At 38.1% G+C, this 11,515-nt stretch carries 12 protein-coding genes, 1 tRNA gene and 1 pseudogene; 10 read left to right on the top strand and 4 right to left on the bottom strand.

Annotated elements, in window-relative coordinates:
• Positions 1-113 precede the first annotated feature (113 nt).
• Positions 114-593: an outer membrane protein assembly factor BamE gene (locus ABID23_RS07265; protein WP_354190741.1), complete on the bottom strand. Its 480-nt coding sequence runs from the start codon at positions 591-593 to the stop codon at positions 114-116.
• A 223-nt stretch (positions 594-816) separates the two neighbouring features.
• On the opposite strand from ABID23_RS07265, the gene ABID23_RS07260 reads away from it, so the two are divergent.
• From ABID23_RS07260 to ABID23_RS07240, 5 genes are all read left to right on the top strand, one after another.
• Entirely contained in the window at positions 817-1,374 is a 558-nt protein-coding gene (locus ABID23_RS07260) for a DUF177 domain-containing protein (protein ID WP_354190739.1), read from the top strand.
• A gap of 153 nt (positions 1,375-1,527) precedes the next feature.
• Complete coding sequence (plsX, locus tag ABID23_RS07255) at positions 1,528-2,598, top strand: phosphate acyltransferase PlsX (RefSeq protein WP_354190737.1); 1,071 nt, start codon at positions 1,528-1,530, stop codon at positions 2,596-2,598.
• Positions 2,599-2,644: 46 nt separating this feature from the next.
• A complete protein-coding gene (locus ABID23_RS07250; protein ID WP_354190735.1) occupies positions 2,645-3,619 on the top strand; it encodes a beta-ketoacyl-ACP synthase III in 975 nt (324 codons plus the stop codon).
• Between the two features lie 76 nt (positions 3,620-3,695).
• Positions 3,696-4,010 (top strand): integration host factor subunit alpha, encoded by a 315-nt coding sequence (locus tag ABID23_RS07245; protein ID WP_354190732.1) that lies wholly within the window; start codon positions 3,696-3,698, stop codon positions 4,008-4,010.
• 201 nt (positions 4,011-4,211) lie between these two features.
• A complete protein-coding gene (locus tag ABID23_RS07240; RefSeq protein WP_354190730.1) occupies positions 4,212-4,715 on the top strand; it encodes a MerR family transcriptional regulator in 504 nt (167 codons plus the stop codon).
• Positions 4,716-4,762: 47 nt separating this feature from the next.
• On the opposite strand, the gene thrS is transcribed toward ABID23_RS07240, so the two are convergent.
• The 3 genes from thrS to ABID23_RS07225 all read right to left on the bottom strand — a co-directional run bounded on the left by thrS (position 4,763) and on the right by ABID23_RS07225 (position 7,639).
• Positions 4,763-6,739 carry a threonine--tRNA ligase gene (gene thrS / locus ABID23_RS07235; protein ID WP_354190728.1) on the bottom strand — a complete coding sequence of 659 codons (1,977 nt, stop codon included), beginning with the start codon at positions 6,737-6,739 and terminating at the stop codon, positions 4,763-4,765.
• Between the two features lie 117 nt (positions 6,740-6,856).
• On the bottom strand, positions 6,857-7,210 hold the full coding sequence (gene yidD / locus ABID23_RS07230) for a membrane protein insertion efficiency factor YidD (protein ID WP_354190726.1): 354 nt from the start codon (positions 7,208-7,210) through the stop codon (positions 6,857-6,859).
• On the bottom strand, positions 7,211-7,639 hold the full coding sequence (locus tag ABID23_RS07225; protein ID WP_354190724.1) for an iron-sulfur cluster assembly scaffold protein: 429 nt from the start codon (positions 7,637-7,639) through the stop codon (positions 7,211-7,213).
• Between the two features lie 127 nt (positions 7,640-7,766).
• Between ABID23_RS07225 and folE the strand changes: the two genes are divergently transcribed.
• The 5 genes and pseudogenes from folE to ABID23_RS07200 form a co-directional block, all read left to right on the top strand.
• On the top strand, positions 7,767-8,387 hold the full coding sequence (gene folE, locus ABID23_RS07220) for a GTP cyclohydrolase I FolE (RefSeq protein ID WP_435521255.1): 621 nt from the start codon (positions 7,767-7,769) through the stop codon (positions 8,385-8,387).
• A 132-nt stretch (positions 8,388-8,519) separates the two neighbouring features.
• A tRNA-Leu gene (locus ABID23_RS07215) sits at positions 8,520-8,604 on the top strand.
• 136 nt (positions 8,605-8,740) lie between these two features.
• Entirely contained in the window at positions 8,741-9,922 is a 1,182-nt protein-coding gene (locus ABID23_RS07210; protein WP_354190722.1) for an alpha/beta hydrolase, read from the top strand.
• Between the two features lie 132 nt (positions 9,923-10,054).
• A complete protein-coding gene (locus ABID23_RS07205; protein ID WP_354190720.1) occupies positions 10,055-10,549 on the top strand; it encodes a hypothetical protein in 495 nt (164 codons plus the stop codon).
• Positions 10,550-11,315: 766 nt separating this feature from the next.
• Positions 11,316-11,515 (top strand): annotated as a pseudogene (locus ABID23_RS07200) (lysozyme); the annotation flags it as partial.

Genomic DNA, 11,515 nt, shown 5'->3' with positions numbered 1-11,515 from the left:
ATCCTATTCCCTCACTTTTATTTACGCATCCCTCACTTAAAAAAACATATGGAAAATCAATAAATTATTTTTGATAAAAAAAAGCATGGTGCCCGTCGTGAGACTCACACAAGCTAGTTATGAGCTGGTAAATGCGCAGGACCTTTAATAATTTGGAGCAAGAAAGGTTGCTCTTTTGTCGCCGTTGGTGTTGTTTGGGTGATGAAATCAAATACTCGACCGTTTTGTAGACCATAGTGAGCTACTTTGGTTACTTGTTCATTTTTATTAAAATAAATGGCCAAAACTTTACGATCAATAATCTTTGTTTTCATAAATTGCATAGCGCGATAGCGTGTTTGTGAGATATAATAGAAGACTTCATTATCGTAGTTTGTCTTTAATGATGGTGTCCCTAAACTTAAAAGAACTTGTTCTTTACTTGAACCAACCATAATAGAGCTAAGGGCATTTTTATCGAGGATATAACCTTCTTGATATACCTGACTGGAACCCGAAGAATCAAGAAAACTGCAACCAGAAATTGCTACCATGCTTGCTATTGACAGACTCATCAGTAATTTACGTTTGATTAAGTCTACTCTCTGGGGCATCTGAAACAACGCTCTCTCCCTTTTGTATTTAAAAGTATGATCAGAAGGCAACCTCAAGTTTTTCTCCATTTTAACTCGATCGACGATAGATTACATTGAGCTTCCCTGTTAAAAATAAATTATGCCATATAGAGTTTCTTTAGAAAAGAAAAAAATGAATAAGCGTAGTTTGGCTTAATATCAAAGTGCAATATATCTTTTTTTTCATATTCGGGAGTTGTCAATGACTGTTCACAATGCTTCTCAAATGATATTTGCTTTGGCTTATCCAGTCTCAGTCCGTTCTCTGCCTGCTAAAGGTATGAGAGTCCATATTTGTGCAAATCAGCAGGAGTGTGCGCATTTAGCTAAGAATCATGATTTAATGGAAGTAAAATCCTGTGAGGGAAAATTCCATATTTTGCCTTGGAAAAAATGTGGCGTACGTATAAAAGGTTTTATACAAGCACGCATAATACAGTTATGTGTTGTCACATTGGAGCCATTGGAAAATACTCTCTATGAAAATATTGAGGTCGTTTTTATTCCTGCAGGTTCAAATTTGGCGAAGCCAAAAATATCGGAAGATACGGGAGAATTGTTTTTAGATGTGGAGGGCTTAGATACGCCAGAAGTATTTTATGGCGATAAAATTGATGTTGGTGCAGTGATGGAAGAATTTTTTGAGTTATCTATTAATCATTATTCGCGTAAAGAGGGGGTAAAGATCGATTCGATTGAAACTTTAGAAGAGGATGAGCAGAAACGATCGCCATTTTCGGTTTTAAAAAATTGGAAGTGACTGTAAAATATAAAAAATATTTATAGTATACCATTATAAAGACAGTGTTTCTTCGGGGAAGTTTTCACACAGTGTGTTTTGTGATTGTTCAGTAATAAGAAATGTTAATGATGTGTTTAAAAGCGCAAATGAAGAGATGTGGGATATGCAAGCGTGATTAGAATTTCTGTGGATGTAATGGGCGGTGATTATGGTCCGGAAACAACGATTGCAGGTGCAGCGATTGTTCAAAAATATTTGCCAAATATTTATTTTCTATTTTATGGAATAGAAGATGTTGTTAAGCCGGTTTTAAAAAAATACCCTTGTTTGGCTTCTGTATCGCGGTTCTATCCTACAGAAAGTTATACCCGTATGGATGAGAAGCCAAGTCAGGCACTTCGCAATGGGCGCGGTAAATCATCGATGTGGCATGCAATTGAAGCCATAAAAAATGGTGAGGCGGATGCTTGCATTTCTGCCGGTAATACTGGTGCACTTATGGCAATGTCTTATTTTTGTTTAAAAATGATGGCAGAAGCTGAACGTCCTGGAATTGCAGGTATTTGGCCCACACTTCGTAGTGAGAGTATTGTTTTGGATATTGGCGCAACGATTGGTGCATCTGCTAGCCAGCTGGTTGATTTGGCGGTTATGGGAGCGGGCATGTTTCGCGCTTTATATCACACTGAAAGGCCCAGTGTTGGGCTTTTAAATGTGGGGGTTGAAGAGGTTAAAGGCCTTTATGAAATTAAAAAAGCTGGAATGATATTGCGTGAAGTGCAATTAGAAGGTTTAGAGTATAAGGGATTTGTTGAAGGGAATGACATTGGAAAGGGAACCGTAGATGTTGTTGTAACGGAGGGGTTCTCTGGAAATATTGCTTTAAAAACGGCAGAAGGAACTGCACGGCAGATAGCAGAGATCTTAAGTTCTGCAATGCGAAGTTCCTTTTTTGCATCTCTTGGTTATTTTTTATCACGGAGTGCTTTTCGTACATTGAAAAACAAAATGGACCCCGATAGGGTCAATGGTGGAGTGCTTTTAGGTTTGAATGGTGTTGTCATAAAAAGTCATGGGAGCGCTAATGCGAATGGCTTTGCTTCTGCTATTCGTGTTGGGTATGAGATGGTTCATAATAGATTGCTGAAAAAAATAACGGCTGATTTACGGCGTTTTCATGAGAATAAAGAAACACTTTTTGATCAGGAAAGTGAAACAACAATAAATGAAGGCGAGCTATGATAGGCTTTTGTAATATAATGAAAAATCATAAAAAGGTGATGGCTGAATGATTCGATCCATTATGCGTGGCGTAGGAAGTGCTTTGCCAAAAAAAAGCTTATCAAATGATGAAATTGCCAAATTCGTTGAAACATCTGATTCGTGGATTGTTCAACGTACAGGAATTCGCCAGCGCTATATTGCCAATGAAAATGAAACAACAGTTTCTTTAGGCGTTGAAGCAGCACAAGCAGCACTTGTCAATGCTGGTTTGACGATAAAAGACATCGATTGTATTATTCTGGCAACATCAACTCCAAATCGTACCTTTCCCGCTTCTGCTGTTGAGATTCAACAAGCTTTAGGTATGAGCCATGGATTCGCCTTTGATATTCAAGCTGTTTGCTCTGGCTTTATTTTTGCTTTAACAACCGGGGATGCTTATTTGCGTTGTGGAGCCGTGAAAAGAGTTTTGGTTATCGGATCTGATACATTTTCTCGAATTTTAGATTGGAATGATCGCACAACATGTGTTTTATTTGGCGATGGTGCGGGAGCCGCTGTTTTAGAAGCACAAGAAAGTGATGGAGCTGGAGTTTTGGATCGTGGCATATTATCTACAAAATTACGCTCTAATGGTACATATAAGGACAAGCTTTATGTTGATGGTGGTCCTTCAACAACACAAACAACAGGCTTTTTGCGTATGGAAGGACGAGAAGTTTTTAAATATGCCGTTGGTATGATCACAGATGTGGTGGACGATTGCTTTGCAGCTGTTGGTACGGATGCTTCGCAATTAGATTGGTTTGTTCCTCATCAAGCGAATAAGCGTATTATTGAATCATCGGCTAAAAAGTTGGGAATTTCTCTTGATAAAGTTGTGATTACGATTGACCAACACGGTAATACGTCTGCAGCATCGGTGCCATTGGCTTTAACAACAGCTATTTGTGACGGAAGAATTAAAAAAGGAGATCTCGTCATGTTAGAAGCTATGGGAGGTGGATTTACATGGGGAGCGGTTCTTATTCGTTGGTAGATGATAAGGACTTGACCGTGCTTGAATAAACCGTATAAGTCACTTAGTAATTTAAATATTTGAATAGGTGGTTATAATGACAAGTAAAACAGTGACGCGTGCAGATTTAGCGAGCGTAGTTTGTAGGAAAGTAGGCTTGTCACATACTGAATCAGCGAATTTAGTTGAGTTGGTTTTGGATGAAATTTGCAATTCACTGGTGAGAGGTGAATCTGTTAAATTATCTTCTTTTGCGACATTTCAAGTTCGTAATAAAAATGAACGTGTTGGGCGCAATCCAAAAACAGGCGTTGAAGCCCCTATTCCATCACGGCGTGTGGTAACATTTAAGGCGGCCAATATACTGAAACAAAGAATTTTAGATTCTCATCGTGCAAGACAAAAAGAATAATATCATGTCAATCAATTGCTATTATAATTTTTTGGCGTTTCTTGAAAAGAATTGTATAAAATTAAATTCTGTATTTTAAAGGGTTCTTTGAATTGAGATAGGGTTAAATATGGTCTTACTTTTGACCAATCTTATTGTGAGATTCAACTTTGATGAGTCGTTTTAGAATCGTTCGTAATGTTTTAGATGGGGTGTTGTAAAATGGATAAGAGCTCCGATGCTTTTCGCACAATTAGCGAAGTAGCTGAGTTATTGGAGCTTCCCCAGCATGTGTTAAGATTCTGGGAAACACGCTTTAGACAAATTAAACCAATGAAACGTGGGGGAGGAAGGCGATATTACCGTCCAGCGGATATTGATTTGCTCAATGGTATTAAGCAGTTATTATATGATCAAGGGTATACGATCAAGGGTGTGCAACGTCTTTTGAAAGAGAATGGTGTTGCTTTTGTTACCGCGTTTGGTAATGGGGATCTTGATGCTATGAGTGTTGTCATGGAAAAAAAACATGCGGGGCAGACGTCTGAATTAAGTGATAGTAAACCTAAAAAATCTTCTTTTGGTCTTTTGAGTTTTATGAGAAGTGAGGGAGAAACACCTATCGGTTCTGTGAATGTTCACAAAGATAAAACCGATAAAGCGTTATTGCAAGAAACGCTATTTGAGCTCATTGAGTGTAAGCGGGTTCTTGATAGAGCACGGTGAGGGCCATTTATTTCACTTTATAGCCTCTTTTATCTATCAGTTTATATTTAAGCATTTATGAGGCGGCGCAAGTCGGGTGGTGTCGCTTCATCTTTGAGTTGGTTGATTGCCTCTTCTAGGGATAAGAGGGTTTGATCCATACTTCCCAAGCGGCGCATGTTCACACTATTTGTATCAGATTCACGCTTGCCACAGACCAAAATTACAGGGACTTTTTGTAAAGAGTGTTCCCGTATTTTATAGTTAATTTTTTCGTTACGAAGATCTGATGCTGCAGAAAGACCAACAGCTTTAAGCTTTGCCGTTACTTTTTTTGCATATTCATTTGCTTCAGATGTAATTGTTGCTATGATAACTTGTTCAGGTGCAAGCCAAAGTGGCATATGTCCAGCAAAATTTTCGATTAATATACCAAGAAAACGCTCCATTGATCCAAAAATAGCACGATGAATCATGACGGGTTGGTGTTTTTCTGAATTTTTATCAATATAAAACGCCCCAAAACGCTCAGGAAGATTAAAGTCTAGTTGTGTTGTGCCACATTGCCATTCACGACCAATAGCATCCTTTAATGTATATTCAAATTTTGGACCATAGAATGCGCCTTCACCGGGAAGAATACTGGTTGTAATCTGCTCCGCAAATTTTGTTTCAATCGTTTTAAGGACAGATTGCATGATACTTTCTGCATGATCCCATAATGCATCAGAGCCCACACGCTTTTCTGGACGTGTTGAAAGCTTAAGACTAATTTCTTTAAAACCAAAATCAGCATAAGTTGATAAGATTAACTCATTGATATTAAGGCATTCTTCGGCTAACTGCTCATCGGTACAAAAAATATGTGCATCATCTTGTGTAAAACTACGTGCACGCATAAGACCATGTAGAGCGCCTGAAGGTTCATAACGGTGGACAAGACCAAATTCAGCAAGCCTAATAGGTAAGTCGCGGTAAGATTTTAAACCATGTTTAAAAATTTGTACATGACCAGGACAGTTCATTGGTTTAAGAGCATAAACATTCTCATGATCCCAATCTTCAGCAGCTGGAATTGTTTTGAACATATTCTCCTTGTACCATCCCCAATGACCTGATATTTCCCAAAGTGATCTGTCAAGCACTTGTGGTGCATTTACTTCCGCATATTGGTGGTCATCAAGGCGTCTACGCATATAACTGATCAAGTTTTGAAACATTTTCCAGCCTTTGGGGTGCCAGAAAATCATCCCTGGTCCTTCTTCTTGAAAGTGAAATAAATCCATTTCACGTCCCAAACGGCGGTGATCTCGCTTTTCTGCTTCTTCTAACATGTGAAGATAAGCTTTTAAGTCACTTTCATGAGCAAATGCTGTACCGTAAATTCTTGTGAGCATCGGTTTACTTGCATCACCACGCCAATAAGCTCCCGCAACTTTCATTAGTTTAAAGGCGCTTCCAACTTGTCTCGTAGATTGCATATGCGGACCGCGGCAAAGGTCAAACCAATCTCCTTGATAGTAAATTTTTAAGTCTTGGTTTTGCGGAATGCTTTCAATAAGCTCAACTTTATAAAATTCACCTTTTTGCGAAAAGACCTCTTTTGCTTTTTCACGAGACCAGATTTCTTTTCTAAAGGGTTTATTACGTTGAATAATTTCACGCATTTTTTTTTCAATGACAGTGAGGTCGTCCAATGTAAACGGTTGTTGACGTGCAAAGTCATAATAAAAACCATTCTCAATAACCGGGCCAATCGTCACTTGTGTTTCAGGAAAGAGCTCTTGTACAGCTTCAGCTAAGACATGCGCACAATCATGACGTATCAGTTCAAGAGCACGTGGGTCTTCTCGGGTAATAATTTCTATTTGACCAGATTGTCCCAATGGATCTGATAGATCCCGAGTGTTCCCATTGAGATTATAGGCAACGGCTTTTTTTGCAAGTGATTTAGAAATAGATTCTGCCAATTCCAAGCCAGTCATTTCGGTAGGGTAATCACGTTTTGAACCGTCAGGAAAAGATAGAGAAACAGAGCAAGACATAAAACACCCCTTTAATCCAATTCCGCTAACGATTGCGGATGGTTTCATGAAAAATTAGTCAATTTATTAAGTTCGATAGACTAATTTTCTATCAAGACATATAAAAAAAGAAAAGAATTATTTGTTTTGTTTTGCAGAAATTTTCCAATAACACCAAGGTTTATAAAAACGACAAGAATTTTCAAGAGAGGTTGGTACTGGATCGAAGCCGTGTGTGCCAAATGGGCCACAACGGATAAGACGAAAAAAACCCATCCACGCACCTGCCCACAGCCCATGGCGTGCAATCGCTTCATAGGTATATTCCGAACAAGTTGGTCTATGACGGCACTGATTTCCTATAAAACTGGAAAGCGTTATCTGGTAGAAACGTATCAAGAGAGTGCCGAGTAATCGTCCAGGTGTTTTTTGCCAAGATTCTGTATAATTTCGCGTTCGTTTCTTTTTGTGTTGAGGAGGTGATTTATGCATTTATTTTTCTTCAATTTGTTCAATACAGTCTACTGTCGCATCAAAGATAAGCATTGTTGATGTGTGGCGTTCTTTATAGTCTTTAATGGGTTGTAAGCAAGAAAATGCTTCAAACGGAGTTGAAGGGGGAGGACCGTCTTTCGTGAGCATATGATCGATAACCTCACGTAATATTTTTAGGTTTTGTGTTGTTTGTCCTATAACATGAGATGCGAGCAATGAAGCGGAAGCTTGTCCTAACACACATGCATGCACTTCTTGGGCAAAATCTGTTACGATGTTATTTTCTACTTTTAAATCTACCGTGACTGTTGAGCCGCAAAGGTGCGCACGCCTTCTTGATGTTGCATCAGGATTGTTAAGACGCCCAATTCTGCTTATATGCGCAGCATATTCAAGTATTTTATCATTATAGATATCATCAATCATGAGCTCTTCTCTGAAATATTGAAAGTCGTGATTGTTTAAACTTTTAATTCGCTTATATTAAGGAATTATACAAAATGGAATGGGTATATAGCAAATGCTTTATAGAAGATCAGTTTGGAGTTTTTAGATGTGCAATGTTGTTCAAAGAGAGATGAAAGTCCCGTTTTCACCTGAGAAAAAACGTCCGAGTTTTGAAGAAGTGGAAGCAGCGATTCGCACATTACTTTTATGGGTGGGAGAAAATCCAAGTCGAGAGGGGCTTATAGATACTCCAAAGCGTGTCGCCAAGGCATATTGCGAACTCTTTACTGGTTACAATAAATCGGCTGAAGAAGTTTTGGGAACTGTTTTTGAAGAAGTTGCAGGATATAATGAATCGGTCATAATCAAAAATATTTCTTTTTATTCGCATTGTGAGCATCATATGATCCCCATTGTTGGAAAAGTTCATATTGGGTATTTTCCTGATGTAAAGGTGGTTGGTCTTTCAAAAATTGCACGTGTTGTGGATATTTTTTCCCGTCGCTTACAAACACAAGAGGCTATGACAGCGCAAATAACGGATGCTTTAGAAATGCATCTTAAGCCTCGTGGTCTTGCAGTGTTGGTTGAGGCTGAACACATGTGCATGGTTATGAGAGGAATTCAGAAACAAGGGACGACAACAATTACAACAAGTTTTCGTGGTTGTTATGAAGAAGATCAAGCTGTGCGGGCTCATTTTATGATGATGGCGCAAAGGCCATGATACGGCGTTTATTTTAAAATAGTATCGCGTTTTGTTTTTTGAGATAAAATAAATGATGGGAAAGTAAAAATGAGCTTGTACCTTTCTTTGTGATTTGTTAAAGCCAAAAAGTCGATGCGTTTTTTATCGCGTGCGGTCGTGGCGGAATTGGTAGACGCGCAGCGTTGAGGTCGCTGTGGGGCAACCCGTGGAAGTTCGAGTCTTCTCGACCGCACCATTTGAATTTTTTCGTGCTCTTTTTCTTTGCGCGTAATTTGTTATTATACCCTTGGTAAAAATTTCATTTTGTGTTTCGGAAAGCTTTTTGTTGTAGATGTGATGTTGAATCTTTTTAATGGGGTCGGTGTATTTTAGTGCGAATTACAGTTTTAGAGTGTGTTATACTTTTTATTTGTATTTCTTTATTAACGGCATGTAGTGCATCGCGTGCTGTGCTTTGGCATGGAGTTCATGCAACGCCTTCTATGATTGCAGCGCAACGAGAAGTTGAAGATAAACCGATTCCTCCAAGAGCCATTGTTCCAGTATATGTTGCAACAAGTCGTATGATGCAAAAAAATTATTCTCAACCCTATGGAGCAGAGCGCTCCAATAAAGTCCATTATAATCGTGTTGATGTAGGAATTCCTCAACAGCATATGAAAGGTGTTGTAGAAATAAATACCTATAAACCAACTCATGACAAGTATTTTGCAGCAGTCGCATTGCGGAAATACGATAACAAAGAACAATTTAAACAACAATTAAATGCTGCTTTAGAAAAAAAGCCAAACGGCAAAAGAGAAATTTTTCTCTTTATTCATGGTTATAATAACAATTTCGCAGATGGCACGTTTCGTGCAGCGCAGTTTGCCTATGATTACTCTTTAAACGTTGTTACTGTACACTACTCATGGCCCTCGGCTGGATCAATACCTCTTTACATTTATGATCGTGATAGCGCCAACTTTGCGCGTGACGGTTTGATAGAGCTTTTGACACTCATAAGTGAAACACATGCGGATCAGATTTCTGTTGTTGCACACTCTATGGGTAATTTCGTCCTCATGGAAGCATTTAGAACTTTAGCGTTACGGGGAAAATATGGGCCTATTCGTCGTATCACAAGTCTCTTAATGGCAGCGCCAGATATCGATGTTGATGTGTTTGAACGTCAATTGAATGATATTAAGAAACTGCCTCAACCAACAGCTATTTTAGTATCACGTGCTGATAAAGCGCTTGCTGTTTCTAGGCGTCTTACGGGAGGACATCATCGTGTTGGGGATGGTACTGATATTGAAATGTTGCGTAAAAATGGAATAGCTGTCCTTGATTTTTCTAACGTTGATGGTGGGGCACACAATGTCTTTGCTTCTTCGCCAACATTAATGGCTCTTTCTCGTGAAGGTTCTTTGGCTTCAACAATTATGCAGGGTACTGAGTTATCCCCCAGTCAGGCCCTTCTTGCTGACAGTAGTAGCGTGTTAGAAAAGACAACTCACCTTATTATTTATACACCTGTGCGCTTATTATCTCCATTCTCTCCACATTAACCGTGAAGATTATGGAGATATTTCTATAAAATATAAATGAATGGGTGTTTTTTAGCACTTTCTTTAGAATGGCTTTGTAAGCTAAATAAATAGCGGGATGAGTGTAAAAATAGTCATTAGGTGATTTATATAATGATTACACAAGAACGCTATATGAATACACCTAGATTGGTTGCTTATTTGTCTAATTCTGCAGTTAAATTGTTAGATATTCATGCTATGCTTTTGAAGGTGAGGGAAAGTAATATGGGGGAAAAAGCAAATTTATTGCGTCAAATTGATTCGACAAGAAAACAGCTGGATGAAATAAGTCATGCTCTCATTTTAGAATATCGTGAACGCCAAGAAAATGAGCGCTTTTTAAAACAAATTTTGCTCTCAATCTCTGATCAGCTTTTTTCATTAAATAATGGCTTTAAGGAAACAGGTCGCCTTGTTTTTCAAGAGATGAGAGTACTTCAGTCTCAGATACAATGCTTTTATGAAGGAAAAGAGAAACAGCGTTTATTGGAGAGTCAAGAATCATGTTATTCTTCGTCAAAAATTGATGAAGTTATTAAGCAATTGCAAAAAGCACGAGAAAAGCTGATTATTGAAAGCCCACATCTTTTTGAACGAGAATATTAAAGCTTAAAAAAGATTTTTTGAGTGAAAGATGTCGGTAGTTTAGACAGTCGCTTTTGTACGCAGTTGGATTGGTTAGGAATACATGGTCATTCACTGTTTTTACGGATAAATTTTAAAGTTAAATGTGCGTTCTGTCAAAATGGATGGTGCATGAAAATATGACAAACACAACAATTGAAAGACAAAAAACTGAAAAGTCAACATCATAGTTTTAAACAAAACTCTTGATAAAGCATTAGAAATGACATCGATATGGACCGTTGAGAGCATCTGATTGCATTACGAGAAAAAATAGAACGACAAAACTACAAAAATTTATCCGTGACCTTGCAGCTATACAAACGGAATACTAAGAAAGACAAAAATGCTACACCTCTCATACAAATAGCCAATATGCGATCCTTGACAAGCATATTGCTGCTGTAAGAAATGCCATTGTAAAATACCGTTTTGTTTTCTTATATTAAAGAACAGAATCTAAATAGCATAACCCATAGAAATGACTTTGACGCATCTATCTGAGAACAAAATCATCAAAAGATGGCAGTTTTTCCATTGATGGGACGGGTAGTAAAAACACCATTTAATCTATTGGCTCTACACTTACCTACGCATGAAGATATCTGTTAGGCATAATCCTTAATGTTGCATATAAAAAATATGATACAGATGAGAATACACTTAACAGCCCTGCTTTTCAACAATAACTCAATAAAATCAGAAGATTTGTGGTAAAAACACAAATAGAAGAAAAACGTATCTTGGATTATATCCATTTGAGAATGCAGTAGAGGAAACGGTTACGGTTTCGTTAACGGATTGCCAATTCACAGCTCTCGTTTCGTTTTGCTATAACATAGGAATAAAAGCTTTTTGCAAGTCAAGTTTGTTAAAAAAGCTTAATCAAGGGGATTATGACTGTATTTCAGCAGAATTACAGAAATGGAATAAGGTGGGTGGTAAGCC

Source organism: Bartonella silvatica (assembly GCF_040545155.1).
Lineage (GTDB): Bacteria > Pseudomonadota > Alphaproteobacteria > Rhizobiales > Rhizobiaceae > Bartonella > Bartonella silvatica.
This window is presented reverse-complemented; position numbering and strand designations above follow the sequence as displayed.

Excerpts from the sequence above, each read along its gene's own strand:
- ABID23_RS07240 (WP_354190730.1), top strand. The coding sequence starts at position 4,212 with ATGGATAAGAGCTCCGATGCTTTTCGCACAATTAGCGAAGTAGCTGAG.
- ABID23_RS07225 (WP_354190724.1), bottom strand. The coding sequence starts at position 7,639 with ATGATTGATGATATCTATAATGATAAAATACTTGAATATGCTGCGCAT.
- thrS (WP_354190728.1), bottom strand. The coding sequence starts at position 6,739 with ATGTCTTGCTCTGTTTCTCTATCTTTTCCTGACGGTTCAAAACGTGAT.
- ABID23_RS07265 (WP_354190741.1), bottom strand. The coding sequence starts at position 593 with ATGCCCCAGAGAGTAGACTTAATCAAACGTAAATTACTGATGAGTCTG.
- yidD (WP_354190726.1), bottom strand. The coding sequence starts at position 7,210 with ATGCATAAATCACCTCCTCAACACAAAAAGAAACGAACGCGAAATTAT.
- ABID23_RS07205 (WP_354190720.1), top strand. The coding sequence starts at position 10,055 with ATGATTACACAAGAACGCTATATGAATACACCTAGATTGGTTGCTTAT.
- ABID23_RS07260 (WP_354190739.1), top strand. The coding sequence starts at position 817 with ATGACTGTTCACAATGCTTCTCAAATGATATTTGCTTTGGCTTATCCA.
- ABID23_RS07245 (WP_354190732.1), top strand. The coding sequence starts at position 3,696 with ATGACAAGTAAAACAGTGACGCGTGCAGATTTAGCGAGCGTAGTTTGT.
- ABID23_RS07250 (WP_354190735.1), top strand. The coding sequence starts at position 2,645 with ATGATTCGATCCATTATGCGTGGCGTAGGAAGTGCTTTGCCAAAAAAA.
- folE (WP_435521255.1), top strand. The coding sequence starts at position 7,767 with ATGTGCAATGTTGTTCAAAGAGAGATGAAAGTCCCGTTTTCACCTGAG.